25 protein-coding genes and 1 pseudogene are annotated in these 26,013 nt (G+C 61.5%); 17 read left to right on the forward strand and 9 right to left on the reverse strand.

Annotated elements, in window-relative coordinates; translation table 11 throughout:
• Window positions 1-105 precede the first annotated feature (105 nt).
• From J7E36_RS25225 to J7E36_RS07520, 3 genes and pseudogenes are all read left to right on the forward strand, one after another.
• Window positions 106-1,461 (forward strand): annotated as a pseudogene (locus J7E36_RS25225) (polysaccharide pyruvyl transferase family protein); the annotation flags it as partial.
• Window positions 1,455-2,141, forward strand: a complete 687-nt coding sequence (locus tag J7E36_RS07515; protein ID WP_215001423.1) for a 2OG-Fe(II) oxygenase family protein — start codon at window positions 1,455-1,457, stop codon at window positions 2,139-2,141. The pseudogene J7E36_RS25225 and the gene J7E36_RS07515, both read left to right, overlap by 7 nt.
• Window positions 2,122-4,266, forward strand: a complete 2,145-nt coding sequence (locus tag J7E36_RS07520; protein ID WP_231286336.1) for a glycosyltransferase — start codon at window positions 2,122-2,124, stop codon at window positions 4,264-4,266. The genes J7E36_RS07515 and J7E36_RS07520 overlap by 20 nt, the downstream gene beginning before the upstream one ends.
• Before the next feature lie 6 nt (window positions 4,267-4,272).
• On the opposite strand, the gene J7E36_RS07525 is transcribed toward J7E36_RS07520, so the two are convergent.
• Both J7E36_RS07525 and J7E36_RS07530 read right to left on the reverse strand, forming a co-directional pair.
• Complete coding sequence (locus J7E36_RS07525) at window positions 4,273-5,109, reverse strand: NAD-dependent epimerase/dehydratase family protein (RefSeq protein WP_251030534.1); 837 nt, start codon at window positions 5,107-5,109, stop codon at window positions 4,273-4,275.
• Window positions 5,110-5,125: 16 nt separating this feature from the next.
• Window positions 5,126-6,070, reverse strand: a complete 945-nt coding sequence (locus J7E36_RS07530) for a glycosyltransferase family 2 protein (protein ID WP_231286340.1) — start codon at window positions 6,068-6,070, stop codon at window positions 5,126-5,128.
• A 309-nt stretch (window positions 6,071-6,379) separates the two neighbouring features.
• Here J7E36_RS07530 and J7E36_RS07535 point away from each other — a divergent pair, with 309 nt between their 5' ends.
• The 7 genes from J7E36_RS07535 to J7E36_RS07565 all read left to right on the forward strand — a co-directional run bounded on the left by J7E36_RS07535 (window position 6,380) and on the right by J7E36_RS07565 (window position 9,663).
• A complete protein-coding gene (locus J7E36_RS07535; protein WP_215001479.1) occupies window positions 6,380-6,613 on the forward strand; it encodes a hypothetical protein in 234 nt (77 codons plus the stop codon).
• 156 nt (window positions 6,614-6,769) lie between these two features.
• Window positions 6,770-6,955: a hypothetical protein gene (locus J7E36_RS07540; RefSeq protein WP_215001429.1), complete on the forward strand. Its 186-nt coding sequence runs from the start codon at window positions 6,770-6,772 to the stop codon at window positions 6,953-6,955.
• A gap of 390 nt (window positions 6,956-7,345) precedes the next feature.
• Entirely contained in the window at window positions 7,346-7,756 is a 411-nt protein-coding gene (locus J7E36_RS07545; RefSeq protein ID WP_215001431.1) for a glycine zipper domain-containing protein, read from the forward strand.
• Between the two features lie 173 nt (window positions 7,757-7,929).
• A complete protein-coding gene (locus J7E36_RS07550) occupies window positions 7,930-8,088 on the forward strand; it encodes a hypothetical protein (RefSeq protein ID WP_215001433.1) in 159 nt (52 codons plus the stop codon).
• 30 nt (window positions 8,089-8,118) lie between these two features.
• Window positions 8,119-8,319 (forward strand): hypothetical protein, encoded by a 201-nt coding sequence (locus tag J7E36_RS07555; protein WP_215001435.1) that lies wholly within the window; start codon window positions 8,119-8,121, stop codon window positions 8,317-8,319.
• An 88-nt stretch (window positions 8,320-8,407) separates the two neighbouring features.
• Window positions 8,408-8,785 (forward strand): hypothetical protein, encoded by a 378-nt coding sequence (locus J7E36_RS07560; protein ID WP_215001437.1) that lies wholly within the window; start codon window positions 8,408-8,410, stop codon window positions 8,783-8,785.
• 182 nt (window positions 8,786-8,967) lie between these two features.
• A complete protein-coding gene (locus J7E36_RS07565) occupies window positions 8,968-9,663 on the forward strand; it encodes an HAD-IA family hydrolase (protein WP_215001439.1) in 696 nt (231 codons plus the stop codon).
• A gap of 69 nt (window positions 9,664-9,732) precedes the next feature.
• On the opposite strand, the gene J7E36_RS07570 is transcribed toward J7E36_RS07565, so the two are convergent.
• The gene (locus J7E36_RS07570) at window positions 9,733-10,479 is read right to left on the reverse strand and encodes a 3-oxoacyl-ACP reductase family protein (RefSeq protein WP_215001441.1); all 747 of its coding nucleotides are present in this window, start codon (window positions 10,477-10,479) and stop codon (window positions 9,733-9,735) included.
• Between the two features lie 126 nt (window positions 10,480-10,605).
• On the opposite strand from J7E36_RS07570, the gene J7E36_RS07575 reads away from it, so the two are divergent.
• A complete protein-coding gene (locus J7E36_RS07575; protein WP_215001444.1) occupies window positions 10,606-11,529 on the forward strand; it encodes a LysR family transcriptional regulator in 924 nt (307 codons plus the stop codon).
• Window positions 11,530-11,583: 54 nt separating this feature from the next.
• Here the strand turns inward: J7E36_RS07575 and J7E36_RS07580 are convergent, their stop codons facing one another.
• Together J7E36_RS07580 and J7E36_RS07585 are read right to left on the reverse strand one after the other, a co-directional pair.
• On the reverse strand, window positions 11,584-12,312 hold the full coding sequence (locus tag J7E36_RS07580; protein WP_215001446.1) for an aspartate/glutamate racemase family protein: 729 nt from the start codon (window positions 12,310-12,312) through the stop codon (window positions 11,584-11,586).
• 102 nt (window positions 12,313-12,414) lie between these two features.
• Window positions 12,415-13,155 (reverse strand): phosphoadenylyl-sulfate reductase, encoded by a 741-nt coding sequence (locus J7E36_RS07585; RefSeq protein WP_215001448.1) that lies wholly within the window; start codon window positions 13,153-13,155, stop codon window positions 12,415-12,417.
• A 172-nt stretch (window positions 13,156-13,327) separates the two neighbouring features.
• Between J7E36_RS07585 and thrH the strand changes: the two genes are divergently transcribed.
• The gene (gene thrH, locus J7E36_RS07590) at window positions 13,328-13,945 is read left to right on the forward strand and encodes a bifunctional phosphoserine phosphatase/homoserine phosphotransferase ThrH (RefSeq protein ID WP_215001450.1); all 618 of its coding nucleotides are present in this window, start codon (window positions 13,328-13,330) and stop codon (window positions 13,943-13,945) included.
• A gap of 159 nt (window positions 13,946-14,104) precedes the next feature.
• Here thrH and pabB read toward each other — a convergent pair whose 3' ends face one another.
• The 4 genes from pabB to J7E36_RS07610 form a co-directional block, all read right to left on the reverse strand.
• Entirely contained in the window at window positions 14,105-15,448 is a 1,344-nt protein-coding gene (gene pabB / locus J7E36_RS07595) for an aminodeoxychorismate synthase component I (protein ID WP_215001452.1), read from the reverse strand.
• Between the two features lie 163 nt (window positions 15,449-15,611).
• Window positions 15,612-16,598, reverse strand: a complete 987-nt coding sequence (locus J7E36_RS07600; RefSeq protein ID WP_215001454.1) for an alpha-L-glutamate ligase-like protein — start codon at window positions 16,596-16,598, stop codon at window positions 15,612-15,614.
• Window positions 16,598-18,130, reverse strand: coding sequence for an inactive transglutaminase family protein (locus J7E36_RS07605; protein WP_215001457.1), 1,533 nt, complete (start codon window positions 18,128-18,130; stop codon window positions 16,598-16,600). Before J7E36_RS07605 ends, J7E36_RS07600 begins: the two co-directional genes overlap by 1 nt.
• Before the next feature lie 5 nt (window positions 18,131-18,135).
• Complete coding sequence (locus J7E36_RS07610; protein WP_215001459.1) at window positions 18,136-18,672, reverse strand: ATP-dependent zinc protease family protein; 537 nt, start codon at window positions 18,670-18,672, stop codon at window positions 18,136-18,138.
• Window positions 18,673-18,953: 281 nt separating this feature from the next.
• Here J7E36_RS07610 and J7E36_RS07615 point away from each other — a divergent pair, with 281 nt between their 5' ends.
• From J7E36_RS07615 to prpF, 5 genes are all read left to right on the forward strand, one after another.
• Complete coding sequence (locus J7E36_RS07615) at window positions 18,954-19,667, forward strand: GntR family transcriptional regulator (protein ID WP_215001461.1); 714 nt, start codon at window positions 18,954-18,956, stop codon at window positions 19,665-19,667.
• Complete coding sequence (gene prpB, locus J7E36_RS07620; protein WP_215001463.1) at window positions 19,664-20,554, forward strand: methylisocitrate lyase; 891 nt, start codon at window positions 19,664-19,666, stop codon at window positions 20,552-20,554. Before J7E36_RS07615 ends, prpB begins: the two co-directional genes overlap by 4 nt.
• Before the next feature lie 41 nt (window positions 20,555-20,595).
• On the forward strand, window positions 20,596-21,723 hold the full coding sequence (prpC, locus tag J7E36_RS07625; protein ID WP_215001465.1) for a bifunctional 2-methylcitrate synthase/citrate synthase: 1,128 nt from the start codon (window positions 20,596-20,598) through the stop codon (window positions 21,721-21,723).
• Window positions 21,724-21,924: 201 nt separating this feature from the next.
• Window positions 21,925-24,516, forward strand: a complete 2,592-nt coding sequence (gene acnD, locus J7E36_RS07630; RefSeq protein ID WP_215001467.1) for a Fe/S-dependent 2-methylisocitrate dehydratase AcnD — start codon at window positions 21,925-21,927, stop codon at window positions 24,514-24,516.
• A gap of 67 nt (window positions 24,517-24,583) precedes the next feature.
• Window positions 24,584-25,777: a 2-methylaconitate cis-trans isomerase PrpF gene (prpF, locus tag J7E36_RS07635; protein WP_215001469.1), complete on the forward strand. Its 1,194-nt coding sequence runs from the start codon at window positions 24,584-24,586 to the stop codon at window positions 25,775-25,777.
• Window positions 25,778-26,013 lie beyond the last annotated feature (236 nt).

The raw sequence follows: 26,013 nt of genomic DNA on the forward strand, positions 1-26,013 counted from the left end.
GCCGATGGCGAACTCATGGAGCACAAGACGTTGGCCGAGCCCACCCGTGAAGCCGATTGGCAGGTCGCGATATTCGGCACCTTTGACGTGGAGAACTACGGTGACCTGTTGTTCCCGATCATCGCCGAAGCCGAGCTGACCCGGCGCCTGGGCAACGTCAACCTGCACCGGTTTTCCTACCACGGCAAATCCCAGCCCGAGTGGCCGTATGCGGTGACATCGCTGACCGAGCTGCCAGGTCTTGCGGATGACTTGGACGGGGTGCTGATCGGCGGTGGGTTCCTGATCCGTTTTGATAAAGTCGTGGCCCCTGGTTATGGTCCGACCACGCCTGATATCCATCACCCTACCGGGTACTGGCTCACGCCTGCGCTGGTCGCGCTGCAACATGGGATCCCGGTGATGTGGAATGCCCCCGGGATGCATTGCAACCCGATTCCCGACTGGGCCAGGCCGCTGCTGAGCATGGCCCTGGAGCAGAGCCAGTACGTGGGTGTACGCGATGCGTTGTCACGGGATGCCCTCGCGGCGTTGACCCGGCAGGCCGAGATCGAGGTGCTGCCTGACACCGCGTTCGGCTTGCCGCGACTGATCGATGAGCAGCGACCTTCGGCCGAGTTCACGCGGCTGCGTGAGCAGGCAGGGCTGGAGGGGCCGTATATCGTGATTCACGCCATTCACGTGGTCGAATCCTTCGTTCGGTTGTTCCAAGAGCATCCACAGGCATTCCAGGGTTATCGCTTCCTGGTCGTACCCATCGGCCCGGTCCTGGGGGATGACCCGTCAATCATCGCCGGGCGCCTGCCGGGCGCTATCACCTTGCCGTTCTGGCCGCAGCCCTTGCTGATGGCCGAGATACTCAGCCAGGCGCAAGCAGTGATCGGACACAGTTACCACCTGGCGATCACCGCCTTGGCGTTCGGTGTCCCGGTGTTCTGCTCGGCAGACCTGACGACGGGAAAATACACCGCGCTGGCCGCATTCGACTCACTCCATGCATTGCCCGACGTGGCGACCGTCGACCCGCAGTGGTTCCTTTCGCGCGTAGGGAAAACGACGCCATCGGCCGCGGCTCGCGCAGCGGCCGATACGCTGGTGGAGCATTGGGACCGGGTGGCGGCAATCATTCGCCGGGGCCCCACGTCGTCCAGACCGGTACTGGGCGCGTTTTTGCAAAAACTGCCCAACCTGCTTGAGAACGCAGCCGAGAGCAGCGATGCAGGGCAGGTTCAATGCCCGGCAGAACCTGCCATACCCGAGATACTCCCCACGGTGCATAGCCCGTCGATGCAAGAGGTTGCTCAGCAGGCGCTTATTTCCCAGCTCAGCCAGCAGTTGGCGCTGAGTAATGCTAGGGTTCTGCAATTGCAGGGTTCCAGCTCATTCCGGATGACCGCACCACTGCGCTCCATTGCCCGTGGTTTCAGAAAACTGACAGCGACCAAGAATAAACAATGCTAGAACTTTCTCGTCTCGAATCGACCGCGCTGAAATCTCACCCGTTCTCCTGGGCTGAAATCGGCAACCTGTACTCGACCCGGGATGCGGCAGCGTTGGCTGGGTCCTTTCCGCATGATCACTTCAAGACAGTGAGCGGTTATGGTGGGGAAAAAAACTATGACTACGAAGCGCGTGCGCTCGTGGAGATGGGCACCGGGACCATCGCCTTTGCTGAAGAACTGAGCGATGCGTGGTTGAGCCTGGCGCGGGACCTGGGGTCGGCGCACTATCGAGAAGCCATGTCACGATTGACGGGGATCGACTTGCGCGACGTGCCCATGGAAGTCAACGTCTTTCATTACGGTCCTGGTGCCAGCCTCGGTGCTCATCCGGATCTTCCGGACAAGCTGGTGACCCATATCCTCTACTTCAACGAGTCGTGGAACCGCGACGATGGCGGGTGCCTGCAGATTCTCAGCAGCAATGACCCTGCCGCGGTCATTGCCGAGATCGAGCCGCTGGTGGGCAACTCGGCGGTCCTGGTGCGCTCGGCGAATTCCTGGCATGCCGTCTCGCAAGTCGTGGGCCATTGCAACGCCTCGCGCCGCAGCCTGACGGCGACGTTCTATCGTCCTGGCTCTGTCAGCTCCATGTGGCCGCCGGGTGATACTGCGGCATTGCATGGGTACCCACGTGCATAAGCCCGACAGTCCACTCCCTGACCGCAAGGATGTGCTGGCCCAACGAGACGCCGCCGTTCGTGAACGCGATATCGCCCTGGCAAAAGTCGATTTCCTGCAAAAGACCAGCTCCTGGCGCTTTACCCAACCGCTGCGCGCGCTTGCCCAGTTGATACGGTATGGTTTTGCCGCCAGGCGAGACCCGCCCAAACTGATGGACGCCATCGTGCCCCCGGCGGGGCAGGTGCCGCTTCCGCTACCCGAGGTCGAGCCGGATTTCGTGGCCTCGGGGCGCCTGGATATGCTCTGTTTCGCCAACATCGCCTGGGCGGCACGGTTCCAGCGGCCCCAGCAGTTGATGAGCCAGTTTGCGCAACAGGGTTACCGGGTGTTCTATGTTGTGCCGTCCAGCGTGCCTGACCAAGGGCAGCTCTATCGGCTGACCACCGTGGCACCCAATATCCATGAAGTTGCCCTGCAACGCGATGTTCAAGAGCAGTACTACGAAACAACGGTCACGCCGCAGAGCATCCAGCTTTACCGGCGAGCCCTGGCTGCGTTGGCAGCCGACTGGCAGATAAAGACGGCGCTCTCGGTGATTCATCTGCCGTACTGGAGCCCGCTGGCATTCGAGTTGCGATCCGAGCATGGGTGGCGGATCCACTACGACTGCATGGATGATTGGGACGGGTTTCCGAACATCGGTGAGCCATTACTGAATGAGGAGAGAACCCTGGTGGCCCAGGCGGACCTGGTGACGGTCTCTTCCGCTGTGCTTTACGAAAAATGGTGCACCAGCAATGCACGATGCGTACTGGTCAGAAATGCCGTGGATTTCGCTTTCTTTCACCAGCATTGCTTCGCCAACGACGTGCTCGGTGGGCTGGTCGGACCGGTCATTGGCTACTATGGCGCGCTGGCGCAATGGCTGGATTTTCCGCTGTTGGCGGCGCTGGCGGACAGGCGCCCCGACTGGAATTTCATTTTGTTGGGTGATGTGTTCGTCGACGACATGGCCGGTCTTGAGCACAAACCCAACGTGCACATCCTGGGAATCAAACCTTACTCGCAGATGCCGCTGTATCTGCATCATTTCGACGCCTGCCTGATTCCTTTCCGGCTTTACAACGTGACGCACGCGGTGGACCCGGTAAAGTTCTACGAGTACATCAGCGCGGGTAAACCGGTGATTTCCACTCCTCTCAACGAGATGAGCGTCTACAAGGATCTGTTGTACTTCGCGACGGGGGTTGATGAATTTATCGAGCAGATTGAGCGCGCGTTGGCCGAGCACGATCTGGCCCTCTACAAACGACGCCTTGAGGTTGCCCGCGCCAATGATTGGCGGGATCGATTCAACACCACGCAGCGTGCGCTGGTGGCGCTGCACGAAAAAGTCTCCATCGTGGTCGTCACCTACCACAACGTCAATCTGACGGTCCAATGCATCAACAGTATCTTGCGCAACACCACGTGGCCCCATTACGAGCTGATCGTGGTCGACAATGGTTCTGACGACGGCACGTGTGACTACCTGGAACGCCTGCGCCAGCAAGTGCCCTGGGTGAAAATCGTCCTCAACGGCGCGAACCGCGGTTTTGCCGCCGCCAACAACCAGGGCTTGAGAGCAGCGGACGGCGACGTGCTCCTGCTGCTCAACAATGACACGGTGGTCCCCAAAGGATGGCTGGACCCATTGGTCCGCCACTTGAGGGACCCGAGTGTCGGCCTGGTCGGGCCCGTCACCAATGCCGTAGGTAACGAAGCGAAAATCCAGGTGACCTACACCGACCTGGAACGGATGCAAGGTTTTGCCGATGACTACACTGCCGCACATGCCGGGCAGTGTTTCGACGTTGCGATGCTTGCGATGTTTTGCGTCGGCCTGCGCCGCAACATCCTCGAGGAAGTAGGGTTTCTGGACGAGGCCTTTGGCATCGGCATGTTTGAGGACGACGACTACAGCCGTCGCGTGCAGGAGAAAGGTTACCGGACAGTCTGCGCCGAAGATGCGTTCGTTCATCATTACGGGCAGGCTTCGTTTCGAAAGCTGATCGCCAGCGGCGAATACCAGGCGCTCTGGGATAAAAACCAGGCCTACTTCGAAAGCAAATGGGGACGTTGGCAGGCCCACGTGCATCGTTGAATGAAATCAATGCCCGGGCATGTCTTCGCCCGTCAAATGAAAAGGCCTGGGAGAAAACCCAAGTCGATCACGGGCGGGTGAATGGTCGAATACCAGGTCCTGATTCATGCGTTGCACCAGCGCGCTGGAAAGGTGTTGGTGGCGTGGCAGGCAACGCATCAGCGAAACGGCCATGCCCAACGCCCTGGCGGGGAGCGGCAGGGTCCGTTCCGGCCGTCCCAGGGCCTGGAATATCCGGCTTACTATCGTGTGATAAGGCAGCGTTTCTCCGCCTGAAAGGTTGTAAGCGCCACTCGGCAGGCCGTGAGCGCTCATCGCCGCCAGGCACGCCTGGACGACGTCATCACTGTGCACCGGCTGGCGCAACCCGACACTGCCGCCAACGAGCGGGAAGAACCCGAAGCGTTGAATGAAGCGAGCCACCTCTGCAACGTTCTTGTCACGGCCAAACCCGTAGATCAGCGTGGGTCGCAAAATGATCCACTCGATCTTTCGTTTGGTCGCCCATTGCTCAAGATGGACTTCGGCATTGATCAAACGCTGCGCCACGTCCCTTTCCCGCGCGTCGGGCGACTGCTCTTTGGCAAAGCGGCTCGTCGAGGACAACACCACAACGCGCTTGACCTGCGTGTTGGCGAGGTGTTCCAGATAGTCCGGTAAAACCCAGAGCGGCGCAAAGGAGAGGAATGTGTCCAGCGTTATCCCGTGCCAGTCATGGGCACTGCGCCAGCCAACATTGTTGAGCGGCGCTTTGGACAAGTCCCGGGTAAACGCGGTGGTTTCATGGCCCGCCTGGGCCAGGAGCGACAGCGTACGCTCACCCAAAAAACCGGACGCGCCCAATATACCCACCCGCACTTCAGGTTTTCCCCCGTCGGTTCAAGGCATTCAGAAGTTGGGCAGCCGCATGATGACTGACCATCAGGCTGAATCGAAACCACACGCCAATGATTACGCTTATCCACAGCAACCCCGAGTACTTGTGGCGGAAAAACTTGCCATAGAAACGCAGGATTCCCCGGTGCTTGTGCCACTCGACGAAATAGGGTCGATGCCGGCTGCAGCCGCCGAATATGTGCATGACCGCGGCGTCTGGTACGAACAGCACGTTCCAGCCGGCCTGGCGGAAGCGCATGCACCAGTCCAGGTCTTCGCAGTGCAGAAAGTATTTTTCATCCCACAACCCGACGCTCTCGATCGCCTCGCGCTTGACCAGCATGCAAGCGCCGGAAATGGCTTCGACGACGATGGGCGTAGCGGGTAGAGGCTCTTTATGAAGCAAGAAGTCGGAAAACACGGAAGGGAAAAAATGGGCGAGACGTGAAAGCCCAAACGCCCGCATGAAAGCGCGCCGGGGAGTCGGAAATACGCGGCGCCCACCCGGTTGCTCACTGCCATCCGGGTTACACAGGAATCCGCCGACCATGCCGATCTCCGGTGAGCTGTGCAGCGCCAGTAACAAGCGCTCTATCGCGTCAACCGCCAGCTCCGTGTCTGGATTCAAAAAAAATACGCTGGGGGCCGTGGCCAGGAGGGCACCCTGGTTGCAGGCAACGGCGAAGCCCAAATTGGTCGCGTTCCTCATGATCTGAAGGGCGCCGCCGGTTGCGTGGGTTTTTTCCAGCCTGACCAGGCTGTCGTCGTGGGAAGCGTTATCCACCACTATCACCCTGGACGCGCCGGCGGCAATAACCGAACTGACACACGCGATCAATAGATTCCCGGCGTTGTAATTGACGATCACTACATCACACTCGACCTGTCGAGGCGTCTCGAGCCGCTCATCCGTGGCGGACAGTTGCACTGCTTCCAACTTCATCACTCCGTTTGCCAAGCCGAGGCACCGATTGGAACGCTACTTCCAGGTAGCGGCGCAAGGGCAGGGGCCAATCCAGGTAGGATCTCCTGGATCTGCGAAAGGTGTCATCTTATCTATACCTGCTTTTACTCTGCTGTGAAATAAGGATTGCGCAGAACCAATACTTCTTCCTATAGGGTCCTTTCGCAGCGCTACACGTCCACAACCCATCGCACATTCAACCCCGGCGCGGGATAATACGCCCGAGCCGGGGGCTCATGCGCACCCGAGGTCTGGAGCGATATCGGGCCTATCGTGCAGGCAGCCTTCGAGGGGCAGGCCACCTATATCGAGAACTTTGCGCTGGTGATCAACGATAATCTGGCGGAATCGGCACCGGACGAAGCGGCGACGTTCCAGGCGATTGGCATCGCCGCGACCATTTGTGTCCCGCTGATCAAGCATGGACGTTTCCAGTTCTTGCCCAAGCCTTATTCGGCCGTACAGGTTTCACGGATCTTACGTCGGACCCTGCTCGCTGCGCAGTGAGTGTTTCCTTTCTGAAACAACCAGTTCCATTCGTCGGCCAAGTGCTTTTGCGGACTGTCAGTCTTTTGATGACCGACTAGTCTCATCCGCGTAAGGTCGATATTTTCAGGCATTTGGTTGTTGCCGGTATGGGCCGCGATGAAAAGGGGAATGGCAATGGGAGCAGCGTACAGCGAGGAAAACGCCGCCGCGTATCCGGTCAACGAAGGGTTGCAGTGTGGTCAGTCGGCCTATCGCTCAGACTTTGGCGATGAACCGATCAAATCCATCAGGACGAAGGTGTCCAAGGTGCAGCGAGGCGAAAAGGCCAAGTTCCTGCCCAGGGTCCCGGTCAAGAAATAACAGCGAGCGCAGCCCCCTCATCGAATGGGGCTCGTTCCTACGCTCTGCGTGGGTACGCCTCAATGGCCCTCTGGGTTCGGCTCCTTGGGCCGCGCAGCGCACCTGGCTGCGGGAACGATCATCAAGTGCTGACAAACGATCTGCGTAAATATTTTTCATCTTTTTTCAATCGGCAGTTTCTTTCACGTTTCTTTCACAAGCCCCTACGTAGTCTGAACTCATCCGTTAGAAAGCAGTACCTGCCCGTTTCCCCAGCGGGCTTTTTTTTGCCTGTCATAAAATAAAGTGCCATTACGCTGTCCAACCGTCATGACCGACGCAGTTTGGCGTAGACTCGCGCCAGCGCGCGCCGGCCATTTTCCCCGATGCGGCATTCTTTGAGGTTTTATCATGCGTTTGACTTTGTCCACGTTGGTGCTTGGGCTTGTGGTTGCCCAAGGCGCGATGGCTGCCGGCGACGGTACTGCTGCAGTTGGCGGTGGTCTGGGCGGTGTATTGGGTAACGTGGTCGGCCAACAGATGGGCGGCAGTACCGGTGCCGCGATCGGTGCGGGTGTCGGTGGTGCTGCAGGCAGTGCGGTAGGGGCTCGCAAGGGCAGCCGCACGGAAGCGGCCATTGGTGGCGGCCTCGGATCGGCCGGTGGCTCGATCGTCGGTAACCGCTTGGGCGGCTCCTCCGGTTCCACCATCGGTGCTGGCCTTGGCGGTGCAGCGGGTGGCGCGTTGGGCAGCAACCTGTCCAATGACAACGATGGTCATTCGGGTGGCAAGAAGCACAAGCACAAGAGAAAGCACCGCTAAGCGGATGCTGATCGGCTAGGGATCAACCACCCGAGACCTGTGGGAGCAAAGCTTGCTCGCGATGCCATCGCGAGCAAGCCTTGCTCCCACAGGCGTATCTGGACATTCATCCGGAACGTTTACCGTTCCTCCACCTCGAATTGATACATCCATCAACAATTGCGAGGTGTGCCATGACCCCTGAAACCGAAGGTAAGGAAGAAAAAGGCCCGTCAGGTGTTCCGTTCGTCAATGACCCGGGCAATGAAGACCCCGGCTCCCTGATGGATGATGCCCAGGTTCCCCTGATCGACGATGAAGACGCCGAGCTTGAGGACGAATCCTACGATTGAGGCCGGGTATATCCGCCTCAGGAGGTTGCCATGACTGCCGATTCGCCTGTCCCCGATGATGAAACGCCGGAGTACCCGCTGCCATCACCCACCAATCCTCTGAGTCGCGACCAGATTCCGCCCGATGATGACGCGGGCGTGGAGTCGGTCCCCAGCGAAGACGATGAGGTCGAGGCTTTGCCGGACGATCCGGACATTGCCGGTGACGATGCGTCCGGAACGCCGAGCTGATCGGCTGCGCCGCCTGTCGGTCCAGTGGCACCATCGGCCGCCGATGCGTGCCACACATCAGGTAAGTACCTTGAAAAGGAGACTCACCATGATGAAGTCCAACATCACAGCGCTGACGCTCGCCGGGATTCTTTCGGTCAGTTCACTGGCTGCTTTCGCACAGTCCTCAAGCGACGATGCGCCTGTGGACAAGGGCGGAATGCCGCCGTCCACTCAGATGGATGCCGGTTCCACATCCGATGCCAACGGTAATGCTTTGCCACCGGGCTCTGTGGGCGCAGGGAATGGCGGCGACGCCAGTGGCAGTAGCACCAGTCCTGGTACCGGGACTGGTTCAGCGAGTGGCGGCAGCACCATGGGCGGCGACTCAGCCACTCCCGGTGCCGGCGCGAGTACCAGCGGTGGCACTGGAACCAGCAGCAGTGGTGGCAGTTCAGGCGGTGGTTCGGGCGGTTCCAGTCAATAACCGCTGACCTGTTAATTGCCGTGGCGCCCCTGGGAGCTCGCTCCTACGGGCGCTACGGCGATTGCCCATTGCCTGCCCCAAGCCCCCCTCGTTATGCTGCTGAATCCTTTAAGGCGAATACCTTGCCCCTGGCCGCACCTGAGCCATCCCTGGAATGTTGTGTTGATAACGGATCAGATGCGATGAATGCACCGCACAAAGAGTTTGGCCCGATCAAGGCTGTGATTTTCGACATGGATGGACTGTTGCTGGATACCGAAGGCATCTACACCGAGGTCACGTCCATCATCGCCGAGCGTTACGGGCGCACGTTCGACTGGAGCGTCAAGCAGAACATCATCGGCCGCGGCGCCGGGGATCTGGCCCGTTATGTGGTCCAGGCCCTGGAATTGCCGATCACGCCGGAGGAGTTCCTGGAGATTCGCGAACCGCTGATGCGCGAGCGGTTCCCCCACGCACTAGCGATGCCAGGCGCCGAAGCCCTGGTGCGACACCTCAAGGCCAGTGGCGTGCCCATCGCCGTCGGGACCAGTTCGTCGAGCCAGTCGTTCGCGCTGAAAACCACCTTGCACCGCGACTGGTTCGCGCTGTTCGATTTCATCGTCACGGCGGACGACCCTGAAGTCACTGCGGCGAAACCGGCACCGGACATCTTCCTGACCGCCGCACGCCGCCTGGGCGTCGCGCCGCGCGACTGCCTGGTGTTCGAGGATTCGCCGTTCGGCGTCACGGCAGCGAAAGCGGCGGGCATGACCGCCATTGCCATCCCGGATCCGGCCATGGCGGATGAAAAGTACGCCCATGCCGACGGGATCATCCGGTCGTTGAAAATGTTCCAGCCCGGCCTTTGCGGCTTGCCAGAACTTGAACGCGCTTGACCCATAAACGCCACACAGCAGAACGCCGGTCAGGGTTGATCCCATGACCGGCGATTTTTTTATGCCGGATCAGGCGCCGAAACCACCGTCGATGGTCAGGCTGGCACCCGTGATGTAGCCGGCTTCCGGGCCGGCCAGGTAAGCGACGAAGCTGGCGATTTCTTCTACCGTGCCGTAGCGCCCGACTGCCATCAGGTCCGTCAGGCTAGCGGCGAAATCGCTATTGGCCGGGTTCATGTCGGTGTCCACCGGGCCCGGCTGCACGTTGTTGACCGTGATGCCACGGGGTCCGAGGTCGCGCGCCAGGCCTTTGGTCAGGCCCACCAGGGCGGCCTTGCTCATGGCGTAGGGGGCTCCGCCTGCGAAGGGCATGCGGTCGGCGTTGGTGCTGCCGATGTTGATGACCCGGCCACCTTCGGTCATGTGCCGCGCCGCCGCCTGGGTGGCGATGAACACGCTGCGCACGTTGATCGCCAGGGTCTGGTCGAAATCTTCGAGTTTGAACTCATCCAGCGGTGCCATGGCCAGGACGCCGGCATTGTTGACGAGGATGTCCAGGCGGCCAAAGGCCTCGATGGTAGTCTCGACGGCCTTGCGGATTGCCTCGGCGTCGGCGCTGTCGGCCTTGATTGCCAGGGCCTTGCCACCGGCTGCGATGATGCTGTTTTGCAGCTCTTCGGATTTGGCAGCAGAGCTGACGTAGGTGAAGGCCACCGCTGCGCCCTCTGCGGCCAGGCGTCTGGCGATGGCGGCGCCGATGCCGCGGGAACCGCCCTGGATCAGGGCCACTTTACCGCTCAATGCTTGAGTATTCATGATGTGCTCCAAACGTGCCGAGGCGGGGTGCCGCGGTTGATGAAAGCGAGTATCCGGAGTTGCTGATCGGCTGTGTAGACGTCTACTGTTACAGTCTGTGTAAACCAAAAGTTTAGAATGGCTTTTATGGAAACCTTCAGCAGTATCGAATGCTTTGTGCGCAGCGCCGAAGTCGGCAGCTTTGCCGAGGCCGCGCGACGCTTGAGCGTGACCCCGGCAGCGGTGGGTAAAAGCGTAGCCAAGCTCGAAGCGCGGCTGGGGGTGCGACTGTTCCAACGTAGCACCCGCCGCCTGACGCTGACCGAGGCCGGCCAGTTGTTTCTGCGCGAAGTCAGTACCAGCTTCAATACCATCCAGAACGCTGTCGCCAATCTGGCCAGTGCCGAGGGGCAACCGGCAGGAACGCTGAAAGTGAGCATGGGCACGGCGTTTGGTCGGCTGTATGTGGTGCCGTTACTGGGGGCGTTCTTGCAGCGTTACCCGGCGATCAATCCGGACTGGCATTTCGACAATCGCCAGGTGGACCTGATCGGACAGGGTTTCGATGCGGCCATCGGTGGCGGTTTCGAGCTCCCCCAAGGCGTGGTGGCGCGCAAGCTGACGGTGGCTCATCGGGTACTGGTAGCCTCAAAGGACTATTTGCAAAGCCATGCCGCGGTGACCGAACCGGATGATCTGGCGCAACATCAGGGCATTCTGATCCGCTCGCCACAAACCGGGCGCATCCGTTCGTGGCAACTGACCAGCCGCACCCGGCAACACAGCCCCCTTGTGCTGAAAGCCCGCATGACCTTGAGCGACTCGGAAGCCGCCTGCGTCACCGCTGCCCAAGGCTTGGGCATCGCCCTGGTGAGCATGCCGTTTGCCGTCCCTTATCTTGAGTCCGGCGTGTTGCAGCGGGTACTCCCCGACTGGTACGTGGATGACGGCAACATTTCCATCTATTACGCCGAACACAAACTGCTGCCCGGCAAGACCCGGGCGTTTGTGGATTTCATCATCGAAGAGTTTGCGAGGCAGGGGCTGGGGCAGCGGTTCAGTGCGGTTTGAGCTGGCTTCAGACCGGGTTGCGCCCTTCGCGAGCAACCCGGTCCCGCGACGAACTCAGCGCCCAAACCGCCCCGGCCAGCCAATAATGGTCTTGGGCCGAGGCGTCGCATAAGTGCGCACTTTCGATGTCGACAACCCCAGCCGCACCAGGGCTTCGGCAATGGTTACCGCCGCCGTCACCCCATCGACCACCGGCACCCCGGTACGCTGGCGGATCTGTTCATCAAGCCCGGCCATGCCCCCGCAGCCCAGGCAGATAACCTCGGCCTTGTCCTGGCTGACCGCCAGTTCGGCCTGCTGCACGATGGCTTCCACCGCCCGCTGCGGGTCCTGTTCCAGTTCCAGCACGGCCAAGCCGCTGGCCCGCACCGAGGCGCAGCGGTCGAACAGGCCGGAGAGCTTGAGGCGGTCCTCGATCAGCGGCACGGTGCGGTCCAGGGTAGTGACCACCGAATAGGCATGGCCGAGGAACATCGCGGTGCTGGCGCCGGCATCGGTGATATCCACCACCGGTACGTTGAGCAGTTCCTGCAAGCCTTCGCGGCCATGCTCGCCGTAGCCGGCCTGGATCACCGCGTCGAACGGCTGATCGTAGGCCATCACCCGGTCCATCACGGCGATTGCAGCCAGGTAGCTTTCAAAATTGCCTTCGATGGAGTCGGCGCCGAAGTAGGGGGTGAGCCCGACGATCTCGGTGCCCGGCGCCGCCACGGCTTGGGCCTGTTGGGCGATGGCCTGGGTGATGGACTCGGTGGTATTGACGTTGACCACAAGAATTCGCATGGTATTCCGTTTTTTCCAGGGCATTGCTGAAGTAAGCGCACACAAAAATGGCACTGGTGACATTTCTGTGTGCAGGAACGAAGGGCGTCGGCTTGCGCCGTATCAGTCCTTGGACTTGCTGATGATATTGCCAGCGTGCAGCCCGCATTCCTTCTGCGTCGCTTCTTCCCACCACCAGCGACCTTCGCGCTCGTGCTGGTTCGGCAGTACCGGACGCGTGCAAGGTTCGCAACCAATGCTGATGAAGCCGCGTTCGTGCAGGCTGTTGTAAGGCAGTTCCAGCATGCGGATGTAACCCCAGACTTCCTCGCTGGTCATTTGTGACAGCGGGTTGAATTTGTACAGGGTGCGCTCAGGGGTGGAAAACGCGGTGTCGATTTCCAGCACAGCCACCTGGCTGCGAGTGCCAGGGCTCTGGTCACGGCGCTGGCCGGTGGCCCAGGCACGCACGTCGGTGAGTTTGCGGCGCAGCGGCTCGATCTTGCGGATGCCACAGCACTCGCCATGGCCGTCCTTGTAGAAGCTGAACAGGCCTTTTTCCTTTACGAAGGGTTCAAGTTTCGTATGGTCTGGCGAGATCAATTCGATATCGATCTTGTAATGCTCGCGCACCTGGTCGATGAAGCGATAGGTTTCCGGGTGCAGGCGGCCGGTGTCGAGGCTGAACACCTTGACGTTCTTGTTCAGTTTCCAGGCCATGTCCACCAGCACCACGTCTTCGGCGCCACTGAAGGATATCCACAGCTCGTCGCCGAATTCGGCGAAGGCCAGCTTGAGGATGTCCTGTGGGGACTTGTTGGCATAGGTCGTGGCGAGTTCAACGACGTCAAACGATGGGCTCATCAGGGCGGTTTCCTACAGGTCAGTGGCGCTGAGCGCTCTATAGGGGGCCGATGGTAACAAAAGCGGCCGGGGCTGGCGCGCTCCTGTGCGTTGCACCGGCATCGGTGAATGGCTAGAGTCGGCAGGCCTTTTGTTCCCTCAACCGATAAACACTAGAAAATGGGAGTGTCTTGTGGAAATTGCCTGTCTCGACCTGGAAGGTGTGCTGGTCCCGGAGATCTGGATCGCCTTCGCCGAAAAAACCGGGATTGAATCCCTCAGGGCAACCACTCGGGACATTCCCGACTACGACGTGCTGATGAAACAACGGCTGCACATCCTCGACGAGCATGGCCTCAAGCTGTCCGACATTCAGGAAGTGATTGCCACCCTCAAGCCGCTGGACGGCGCGAGCGAGTTCGTCGACTGGCTGCGCGAGCGTTTCCAGGTGGTGATCCTGTCCGACACGTTCTACGAATTTTCCCAGCCCCTGATGCGCCAGCTGGGTTTCCCGACCTTGCTTTGTCATCGGCTGATAACCGACGACAGCGGGCGAGTGACCGGCTACCAGTTGCGTCAGAAAGATCCGAAGCGCCAGTCGGTCCTGGCTTTCAAGAGCCTGTACTACCGCGTGATCGCAGCAGGGGATTCCTACAACGACACCACGATGCTCGGCGAAGCCGACGCAGGGATTTTGTTCCATGCGCCGGACAATGTGATCCGCGAGTTCCCGCAGTTCCCGGCGGTGCATACTTTCGCCGAGTTGAAGCAGGAATTCCTCAAGGCCTCGAACCGCAACCTGAGCCTGTAACCCCAAACCCCTGTGGGAGCGAGCCTGCTCGCGATAGCGGTCTGTTGATCGTTCCCACGCTCCGCGTGGGAATGCATCCGGTGACGCTCTGCGTCACAAGCGGACGCCGAGCGTCCAGGGCGGCATTCCCACGCAGAGCGTGGGAACGATCAGTGGTGGCTAGAGATTTTGCAGGGTTTCGAGCAGCACCCTGACCTTGGTAATCGACTCCTGATACTCCGCCTGCCAATCCGAATCCGCGACAATCCCGCCGCCGCCCCAGCAACATACCTGCCCATCCTTGACCAGCAGGCTGCGGATGGCGATGGAACTGTCCATTTCCCCACGCACGTCCAAGTACAGCAACGAGCCGCAGTACAGGCCGCGGCGGGTCGGTTCGAGTTCGTCGATGATCTGCATGGCGCGGATCTTCGGGGCCCCGGTGATCGAGCCACCGGGGAAACTGCCGGCGATCAGGTCCAGGGCGTCCTTGTCGGCGGCCAGATCTCCGGTCACGCTGCTGACCAGATGGTGCACGTTCGGGTAGCTTTCCAGGCTGAACAACTCCGGCACCTGCACTGAGCCGATGCGGCAGGTACGGCCCAAGTCGTTGCGCAACAGGTCGACGATCATCAGGTTTTCCGCGCGATCCTTGGGGCTCGCCAACAGCTCGGCGGCGTGTGCGGCGTCTTCGCCGGGCGTCGTGCCTCGGGGGCGGGTGCCTTTGATCGGTCGGGTTTCGACATGCCCCTCGCTGACCTTGACGAAGCGTTCGGGCGACAGGCTCAGCACAGCGCCGCCGTCCGGCAAGCTCTGGAAACCGGAAAACGGAGTCGGGCACGCCGCCCGCAGCGCCTGGTAGGCCGCCCAGGCATCGCCCCGGCAAGGCGCTCGGAAGCGCTGGGCAAAGTTGACTTGATAGCAGTCCCCGGCCTGGATATAGCGGTGGATCTGTTCGAGCGCTTGTCGATAGACGTCGGCGCTGAGGTCCGGTGTCATGGGCCCCGCCAGACTGAAATCGCTCACCGGCACCGGGGCCGGTTGGCGGAACAATGCGATCAGGCGTTGACGTTCACCTTCGCCGCAATGGGGGTGGAACACCAATTGGCTGGTGCCGGCCTGATGATCGCTGATCAGTGCCCAGTCGTACACGCCGAAACGCGCATCGGGCAGTTGCAGGTCGTCTTTGGCGTGGGACGGCAGGGTTTCGAGGTGTCGGCCGAAGTCGTAGCTCAGGTAGCCGATCAGCCCGCCGGCGAAGGGCAATTGCACCGCGGACGGCAGGACAGCGTGCCCCAGTTGCGTCAGTTGAGCACGCAAGCGATGTAGGAAGTCCCCCCCGCTCTCGTCCGGCATTACCGCCAGTTGCTCCAGCGGCCAGGCGCTGAGCAGGTCATAACGCCCGCGTTCGGCACTGGGTCGGCCGCTGTCGAGCAACACGCTGCCCGGGGCATGGCGGATGGCCGCGAAATACTCGGCGGGGTTGGCGCGGTAAGGTAATGGGTGTACGGAACAGGTTGGCATGGGCGGGGTGAGTCGGCCATTCAGGCGGGACGGCGATTGTAATCCCTCTGTAGGATTTGCACCTAGAGGGATGTCGGAGATGAGTACGTGTCTGGCGAGGGGATTGTGGGAGCAAGGCTTGCNNGCAAGCCTTGCTCCCACAGTCGGGTATGACTGATTGGGGTCAGCCTTCTACCGGCGGAACATGCCCAAACAACTCCTGGGCAAACGCCACGCGCTCTTCCACGGTTTCAACAACACCCCGGGCCTTGAGTGCTTCCAGGCGCGCTTCCACGGCGTGGGTGCGCAGGGTCAGGCCGCAGTCGTTGGCGATCTGGATGTTCAGCCCCGGCCGGGCGTTAAGCTCCAGGATCAACGGGCCTTTCTCCTGGTCCAGCACCATGTCGACGCCAATGTAGCCCAGCCCACACAGTTCATGGCAACCGGCGGCCAGTTTCATGAAGCCGTCCCAGTAGGGCAGTTGCACGCCGTCCACCGCGTTGGTGGTGTCGGGGTGCTTGGTGATGATGTTGTTCAGCCAGGTGCCGCGCAGGGTCAGGCCGGTGGCGAGGTCGACGCCGACGCCAATCGCACCCTGGTGCAGGTTGGCCTTGCCGCCGGACTGGCGAGTCGGCAATCGCAGCATGGCCATCACCGGATAACCCATCAACACGATGATGCGGATGTCCGGCACACCTTCGTAGCTGATGCTCTTGAAAATCTGGTCCGGCACCACACGGTATTCGATCAGCGCCCGATCGCGGTGCCCGCCCAGGGAATACAGACCCGTGAGGATGCTGGAGATGTGGTGCTCGATTTCCTCATGGCTGATGATCTTGCCGGATACCGTGCGGTAGCGGCCTTCGAAGCGGTCGGCAATCACGATGATGCCGTCGCCACCGGCGCCCTGGGCCGGTTTGATCACGAAATCGGTGCGTCCGCCGATGATCGAGTCGAGCTTGTCGATCTCTTTCTCGGTGGAGATCACTCCGTACAGTTCTGGCACATGGATGCCGGCCTCGATGGCCCGCTCTTTGGTGATGATCTTGTCATCGACAATAGGGTACAGGCTGCGCTTGTTGTACTTGAGCACATAGTCGGCGTTGCGCCGGTTGATGCCCATGATCCCCCGGGCTTCCAGGGCCTTCCAGGTCTTCCAGAAGCCGAACATTACGAGTCAGCCTTGAGGAAGGCCTTGAACCGGACCAGCTCGGTCAGGCGGTAGCCGCGATAACGACCCATGGCCAGCATGAAGCCCACCAGGATCAGCAGGACGGCCGGGAAGGTGAACACGAAGTACACCAGCTCCGGCACGCTCATGATCAGATGTGCCAGGGAGGCCGCGAACAGCGTGCCGATGGCGACCTTCATGGCGTGGCCGCCGCCGCGCTCTTCCCAGGTAATGGACAGGCGTTCGATGGTCATGGTCAGGATCACCATCGGGAACAGCGCCACCGACAGCCCGCGCTCCAGGCCCAGCTTATGGCTGAACAGGCTGATGGCGGCAATCAGCACCACCACGAACGTCAACACCACCGACAGCCTTGGCAACATCTGCAGCTTGAGGTGTTCCAGGTAGGAACGCAGCGACAGGCCGAGCGCCGTGATCACCGTGAACAGCACGATCCCGAACCCCAGCTGGGTCTCGCGGAAAGCCAGGGCGATCAGCACCGGGGTGAACGTGCCCAAGGTCTGCAGGCCGATCAGGTTGCGCAGCACCAGGATCACCAGCACGCCGATCGGGATCATCACCATGATCATGAAGGTCTGCTGGGTTTGCAGCGGCAGGCCGTAGAGCGAGTATTCGAGGAAGTTGGCGTCGGTGTTTTCGTCCGTCAGCTTGGCCAGGCGAATGGCGTTCATTTCGCTGTTGTTCATGCTGAAGGTGACGGTGGCTTTCTTGCCGCCATCGACCGTGATCAGGTTTTCATCGCCGGTCCACCACAACAGGCGGTCGGTGGGCAGCCCCTGCTCGCCGGTATCCGGGCTGAAGTACAGCCAGTCGTTGCCATTGAAGCTACGCAGCCACAGTTCCGGCGTCTGCGGCTGGTCGGCCACCAGGCGGATGGTGTGGACCTTTTCCACCGGCACGTGGGCGATGGACAGCACCAGTTCGACGATTCGTGCCTTGTTGCTCGCTGACGGGTCGCCTGCCAGCAGCAGCTTGACGTTGTCGTCGTTAAGGTTGTTGACCCGCTTGATGGCTTCGCTGATGAACGTCTCGACGTCGGCCGAGTGCTGGCGGATCGGTGCGAGCAGGGCTTCGGCGGCGAGTTTTTCCGGGCCCTCGACGGCGATGCTGTCGCGGAAGGTCGGGCCCTTGACCTTGGTTTTCTCGGCGCTGTAGCGCTTGGTCAGCACCAGGCGGTAATACAGCGTCTGGTTGCCCTTGGCGCGACGGGCCGACCACGTCACCTTGCGGTTACCGTCGACCCGGTTCACCGCCACACCGTAGTTGTTGGAAATGAAGCTCTCGTTGAGGCTCACGTAGTCGCGGCTCAGCGGCGGCACGAACATCTGGATCTTGACCGGATCCTTGGCATTGGGCACGAACTCGACCTTGGCGTCGATGTTCCACAAGTCGTCGGTGGCGTCTTCGGTCACCGGGATGCCGAGCACGAAAATCTGATAGGCCGTCACCGACAGGCCCAGCACCACCAGGATGGCGATCAGCATTTTCAAATGGAGGGTCAGGGAGCGCATTGGAATTACTCTGCGGTTTGAGCGGCATTGGCGCAGGCGGGTTTGCCGGCAGCGTATTTAAGACTGGGGTCGACCAGTGCGTCGAAGCGCTTGAGCGCCTCGGAACCGATCAGCAGCGGGTATTGGAAAGCGCTGCGGTCGGTCAGGTTCACTTCGATGCTGCGCAGGGCCGAGCCCATGCAGATGTCCAGTTCGATGACCGGCCGAGCCGTGTATTTCTTGCCTTCTTCCGGGTCGTAGTCACCGGCGCGGCGCTTGATTTTGCTGACTCGGGCCAGCGGACGTTCGATGGGGTGCGAGTGGGCCGCGTCGATGGCCAGGTAGAAACGCACCCAGGACTCGCCGTTGCGCTTGAAGCGCTTGATGTCGCGGGCACTGAGGGAGGCGGTCTTGGCGCCGGTATCGAGCTTGGCGGCCACTTCCAGGTCGATGCCCTGCAGGGCGGCGTATTCATTGAGCCCATACACGGTTTTTTCGCCCGCCACGGCAAGCCCCGGCAGGCACATGAAATAGAGAGCAGCAGATAAGGGCTTGAGTGTCATAGATCCTGGTGCACAGCGTTCCGTTTATCGGTTCAGGCCCTGGCATTACTGCACAAGCTCCTTCAGTCGCCATCCCTCTGAAGAAGAGAGCAGCAAACAGCGGCGCATTCTAGCACGGTGGTTTTCTGACGCCACCGCTGGCCGGAGGCTACGACTGATCCATTCGGACGGTTATGCTGAGGGCGCCTATTAGATGATTGTCGACAATATTGATTTTTACTTTGACGTTTACCACGCCATTGGTTAGTTTTTGCCATATTGATTTTCAAGGTGTCGACAATATGCTCGATCAGCTCGAAACCCCGCTGATGGCCCAGGACGACTCGGAGACCCTGTCCGAGAACGTCTTCCGGCGTATCCAGGCCGCCATCGTCAAGGGCGATATCGCCCCCGGCAGCAAAATCTCCGAGCCCGAGCTGGCACGTACCTACGGCATCAGCCGCGGGCCGCTGCGCGAGGCGATCCATCGACTGGAAGGCCAGCGCCTGCTGGTGCGCGTGCCCCATGTTGGCGCCCGGGTGGTCTCCCTGAGCCATGCCGAACTGCTGGAACTCTACGAAATCCGCGAATCCCTGGAGGGCATGGCCTGCCGGCTGGCAGCCGAGCGCATGACCCTGGAAGAAATCGACGAGCTGCGCCGGGTCCTCGAGACCCACGAGCGTGACGCGGCCTTCCAGGCCGGTGTCGGCTATTACCAGCAGGAGGGCGATTTCGACTTTCATTACCGGATCATCCAGGGCAGCGGCAACCGCACCCTGACGCAAATGCTTTGTGGCGAGCTGTATCAACTGGTGCGCATGTACCGCATCCAGTTTTCCACCACGCCCAACCGTCCGCGCCAGGCGTTCGCCGAGCACCACCGGATTCTCGATGCCATTGCCGACCGTGACGGCGAACTGGCTGAGCTACTGATGCGCCGGCACATCGGCGCCTCCAAACGCAACATCGCGCGTCATTTCCAGGACAGCGCCGCCACTCAACGAGGTGAGTCATGAGTTCCAGCAAGAGCACGCCAGGCCAGCGATTCCGCGACGCGGTCGCCAATGAGCATCCGCTGCAAGTGGTGGGCACGATCAACGCCAACCACGCGCTGTTGGCCAAGCGCGCCGGCTTCAAGGCGATCTACCTGTCGGGCGGCGGTGTGGCGGCCGGTTCCCTCGGCGTGCCGGACCTGGGCATCACCGGCCTGGATGACGTATTGACCGATGTGCGCCGCATCACCGACGTGTGCGACCTGCCGCTGCTGGTGGACGTGGACACCGGTTTTGGTTCCTCGGCCTTCAACGTGGCCCGCACCGTCAAGTCGATGATCAAGTTTGGCGCGGCGGCTGTGCATATCGAAGATCAGGTGGGCGCCAAGCGCTGCGGCCATCGGCCGAACAAGGAAATTGTCTCGCAGCAGGAAATGGTCGACCGTATCAAGGCGGCGGTCGACGCCCGTACCGATGACAGTTTCGTGATCATGGCCCGTACCGATGCGTTGGCCGTGGAAGGGTTGGAGTCTGCCCTGGACCGCGCCGCCGCGTGCATCGAGGCCGGTGCCGACATGATCTTCCCTGAAGCGATTACTGAACTTGAGATGTACAAGCTGTTCGCCAGCCGTGCGAAGGCGCCGATCCTGGCCAACATCACCGAGTTCGGCGCGACCCCGCTGTACACCACCGAACAACTGGCTGGCGCCGACGTGTCCCTGGTGCTGTACCCGCTGTCGGCTTTCCGCGCCATGAACAAGGCCGCCGAGAACGTCTACACCGCCATCCGCCGCGACGGCACGCAACAGAATGTCATCGACACCATGCAGACCCGCATGGAGCTTTACGATCGCATCGATTACCACACCTTCGAGCAGAAGCTCGATGCGTTGTTCGTCGCAAAGAAGTAAGTCGCGAACCTCCCTAAAAAATTCAAGATTGGAGACAGCAAATGGCCGAAGCAAAAGTACTCAGTGGCGCCGGGCTCCGTGGCCAGGTGGCCGGGCAAACCGCGTTGTCCACCGTTGGCCAGTCCGGCGCGGGCCTGACCTATCGCGGCTACGACGTCCGCGACCTGGCGGCTGACGCACAGTTCGAAGAAGTGGCGTACCTGCTGTTGTACGGCGAGTTGCCGAGCCAAGCACAACTGAACGCCTACATCGCCAAGCTGGGCAAGCTGCGTGAGCTGCCGCAAGCCTTGAAAGAAGTGCTGGAGCGCATTCCCGCCGACGCCCATCCGATGGATGTGATGCGCACCGGCTGCTCGTTCCTGGGCAATCTGGAACCGGAGCAGGATTTCTCTGAGCAGCACGACAAGACCGACCGCCTGCTGGCGGCGTTCCCGGCGATCATGTGCTACTGGTACCGCTTCAGCCACCAGGGCCAGCGCATCGAATGCGTCACCGACGAGCCGTCCATCGGCGGCCACTTCCTGCACCTGCTGCACGGCCAGAAGCCGAGCGAGTTGCACGTCAAGGTGATGAACGTGTCGCTGATCCTCTACGCCGAGCACGAATTCAACGCCTCGACGTTCACCGCCCGGGTGTGTGCCTCGACCTTGTCGGACCTGTTCTCCTGCATCACCGCTGCCATCGGTTCGCTGCGCGGCCCGTTGCACGGCGGCGCCAACGAAGCGGCCATGGAAATGATCGAACGCTTCGACTCGCCGGAGGCGGCGATCAAGGGCACCCTGGGCATGCTCGAGCGCAAGGACAAGATCATGGGCTTCGGCCACGCGATCTATAAGGACAACGACCCGCGCAACGAGGTGATCAAGGGCTGGTCGAGGAAACTCGCCGCTGAAGTGGGCGACACGGTGCTGTTCCCGGTCTCCGAAGCCATCGACAAGACCATGTGGGAGCAGAAGAAGCTGTTCCCCAATGCCGACTTCTACCATGCTTCGGCGTATCACTTCATGGGCATCCCGACCAAGCTGTTCACGCCGATCTTCGTCTGCTCGCGCCTGACCGGCTGGGCCGCCCACGTGTTCGAACAACGCGCCAATAACCGCATCATCCGCCCAAGCGCCGAATACACCGGCGTCGAACAGCGCAAGTTCGTGCCCATCGAACAACGCTGAGGTGGAGGGGCTTGACTGCAGGTAATGGAGTAACCCGCAACCCCTGTGGGAGCGAGCCTGCTCGCGATAGCGGACTGACATTCAACACTTATGTCGACTGACACACCGCTATCGCGAGCAGGCTCGCTCCCACAGGGGGACCTGGTGACCTTCAATAGCTGCGCAGCCCCTTCTGAAACCACCGTGACCCGAGTCCTGACGATGAACACAGAATTTCGCAAAACGCTGCCCGGCACTTCGCTGGATTATTTCGACGTTCGCGCGGCTGTCGAGGCCATCCGCCCCGGCGCCTACGATGGCCTGCCGTACACCTCCCGCGTGCTGGCGGAAAACCTGGTGCGGCGTTGCGACCCGGCGACGCTCGGTGGGTCCCTGCTGCAACTGATCGAACGCAAGCGCGACCTGGACTTCCCGTGGTTCCCGGCGCGTGTTGTGTGCCATGACATCCTCGGCCAGACCGCCCTGGTGGACCTGGCCGGCCTGCGCGATGCCATCGCCCAGCAGGGCGGCGACCCGGCGCAGGTTAATCCGGTGGTGCCGACCCAACTGATCGTCGACCACTCCCTGGCCGTGGAAAGCGGCGGTTTCGATCCCCAGGCGTTCGCCAAGAACCGCGCCATCGAAGATCGACGCAACGAGGACCGTTTCCACTTCATCAACTGGACCAAGAAGGCCTTCAAAAACGTCGACGTGATTCCGCCGGGCAACGGGATCATGCACCAGATCAACCTGGAGAAAATGTCTCCGGTGATCCAGCAGCGTGACGGCGTGGCGTTTCCCGACACCTGTGTAGGCACCGACAGCCATACGCCTCACGTCGATGCCCTGGGGGTGATCGCCATCGGCGTCGGTGGCCTGGAAGCCGAAAGCGTCATGCTCGGTCGCGCGTCGTGGATGCGCCTGCCGGAAATCGTCGGCGTCGAGCTGACCGGCAAGCTGCAACCGGGCATCACCGCCACCGACATGGTGCTGGCGCTGACCGAGTTCCTGCGCAAGCAGAAAGTCGTCGGCGCCTGGCTGGAGTTTTTCGGCGAAGGTGCCCAGGCCCTGACCTTGGGCGACCGCGCGACCATTTCCAACATGGCCCCGGAATACGGGGCCACGGCGGCGATGTTCTACATCGACCAGCAGACCATCGATTACCTGAAACTCACCGGCCGCGAAGACGAGCAGGTGCAACTGGTCGAGACGTACGCCAAGCAGGCAGGCCTGTGGGCCGACAGCCTCAAAGGTGCGCAATACGAGCGCGGCCTGAGCTTCGACCTGTCCTCGGTGGTGCGTAACATGGCGGGGCCGAGCAACCCCCACGCCCGTGTGGCGACCTCGGACCTGGCGGCCCATGGCATTGCCGGACAATGGGCCGATGTACCGGGACAAATGCCCGACGGTGCGGTGATCATCGCCGCGATCACCAGTTGCACCAACACCAGCAACCCGCGCAACGTAATCGCCGCTGGCCTCCTGGCGCGCAACGCCAACCGCCTCGGCCTGGTCCGCAAGCCTTGGGTCAAGTCGTCCCTGGCACCGGGTTCGAAAACCGTGGCGCTGTACCTGGACGAAGCCGGCCTGACCAAGGAACTGGAGCAGTTGGGCTTCGGCGTGGTGGCTTTCGCCTGCACCACCTGCAACGGTATGTCCGGCGCGCTCGACCCGGTGATCCAGCAGGAAATCATCGACCGCGACCTGTATGCCACCGCCGTGTTGTCGGGTAACCGCAACTTCGACGGACGCATCCACCCGTACGCCAGGCAGGCGTTCCTCGCTTCGCCGCCGCTGGTGGTGGCCTACGCCATTGCCGGGACCATCCGCTTCGACATCGAGAAGGATGTATTGGGTGTGGTAGACGGTCGGGAAATCCGTCTCAAGGACATCTGGCCGAGTGATGAAGAGGTCGACGCGGTGGTCAAGGCTTCGGTGAAGCCGGAGCAGTTCCGCCAGGTGTACATCCCGATGTTCGCCATCCAGGAAGACACCGGGCCGACAGTCACGCCACTGTATGACTGGCGTCCGCAAAGCACCTACATCCGTCGTCCGCCGTATTGGGAAGGTGCGTTGGCCGGTGCACGGCCGCTCAAGGGCATGCGTCCGCTGGCGGTACTGCCGGACAACATCACCACCGACCACCTGTCGCCGTCCAACGCGATCATGCTCGACAGCGCCGCCGGTGAATACCTGGCGAAAATGGGCCTGCCGGAGGAAGACTTCAACTCCTACGCGACCCATCGGGGCGACCATTTGACCGCCCAGCGCGCGACCTTTGCCAACCCGAAACTGTTCAACGAAATGGTCCGGGAAAACGGCAAGGTCAAGCAGGGTTCCCTGGCCCGGGTCGAGCCCGAAGGCCAGGTCATGCGCATGTGGGAAGCCATCGAAACCTACCTGCAGCGCAAGCAGCCGCTGATCATCATCGCCGGCGCCGACTACGGCCAGGGTTCGTCCCGGGACTGGGCGGCCAAGGGCGTGCGCCTGGCCGGTGTCGAGGCGATTGCCGCCGAAGGGTTCGAGCGTATCCACCGCACCAACCTGGTGGGCATGGGCGTGTTGCCGCTGGAGTTCAAGCCCGGCACCGACCGCAAGACCCTCGGCCTCGACGGCAGCGAAATCTATGACGTGATCGGCGAACGCACGCCGCGGGCGACACTGACCCTGGTCATCACCCGCAAGAACGGCGAGCGCATCGAGGTGCCGGTGACCTGCCGCCTCGACACCGCCGAAGAAGTATCGATCTACGAAGCCGGTGGCGTGTTGCAACGCTTCGCCCAGGACTTCCTCGAGTCGGCGGTCGCCGTTTAAATCGACTGTGGGCGGGGGATTTCAAGTCCCCTGTCCAGCGGTCTTTACGATCAGGAGTAGGCGCACCATGGTTCACGCACCACAGATCAGAATCCCCGCCACCTACCTGCGGGGCGGTACCAGCAAAGGCGTGTTCTTCAGCCTGCAGGACCTGCCGGAAGCGGCGCGCGTCCCCGGCGCGGCGCGCGATGCCTTGCTGCTGCGGGTGATCGGCAGCCCCGATCCCTACGAGAAGCAGATCGACGGCATGGGCGGTGCGACGTCCAGCACCAGCAAGACCGTGATCCTGTCCAAGAGCACCCGGGCCGACCATGACGTTGACTACCTGTTCGGTCAGGTGTCCATCGACAAGCCGTTCGTGGACTGGAGCGGCAACTGCGGCAACCTGTCGGCGGCGGTGGGTTCATTCGCTATCAGCAGTGGCTTGGTCGACGCCGCGCGAATCCCCCGGAACGGCGTGGCGGTGGTGCGGATCTGGCAGGCCAACATCGGCAAGACCATCATTGCCCACGTGCCGATCACCGACGGCGCGGTGCAGGAAACCGGTGATTTCGAACTCGACGGCGTGACCTTTCCGGCGGCTGAAGTGCAGCTCGAATTCATGGACCCGGCAGCGGAAGAAGAGGGCGGTGGCGGCGCGATGTTCCCCACCGGCAACCTGGTGGACGACCTCGACGTGCCGGGTGTCGGCACGTTGAAAGCGACGCTGATCAATGCCGGGATCCCGACGATTTTCATCAACGCCCGGGACGTGGGTTACACCGGCACCGAATTGCAGGGCGCCATCAACGGCGATCCCAAGGCGCTGGCGATGTTCGAGACCATTCGCGCCCACGGCGCCTTGCGCATGGGCTTGATCAAACACCTGGACGAAGCCGCCCAGCGTCAGCACACGCCGAAAGTGGCGTTTGTTGCAGCGCCGGCAGACTACGTTTCATCGAGCGGTAAAGCCGTGGCGGCGAGCGACGTCGACTTACTGGTTCGGGCGCTGTCCATGGGCAAACTGCACCACGCAATGATGGGCACGGCGGCGGTCGCCATCGGCACGGCCGCGGCCATTTCCGGCACCTTGGTGAACCTCGCGGCCGGCGGTACTGAACGCAACGCCGTGCGTTTCGGCCACCCGTCCGGCACCTTGCGCGTTGGCGCCGAAGCCAGTCAGGTCAACGGTGAATGGACCGTCAAAAAAGCTATCATGAGCCGCAGCGCGCGGGTGTTGATGGAAGGGTTCGTGCGGGTGCCCGCGGATGTCCTGAACTGATACCAGGCATGTGGGCGCTGTGGTGAACCCAAGCTCCAGACGCGCCCCAGGCCCCCCTTGTGGGAGCGGGCTTGCTCGCGAAGAGGCCAGCACATTCAGCATTTATGTTGCCTGACACACCGCCTTCGCGAGCAAGCCCGCTCCCACAAGGGCTGCGTCTGTCTCTTTTACACATATGACGCCGCCGACGAAGGCGTAGGTGTGGCTCTCGGTGGCGCCCGGGCCACTACAGACAA

The organism is Pseudomonas fluorescens (genome assembly GCF_018614775.1).
GTDB classification, from domain to species: Bacteria; Pseudomonadota; Gammaproteobacteria; order Pseudomonadales; family Pseudomonadaceae; genus Aquipseudomonas; species Aquipseudomonas fluorescens_BY.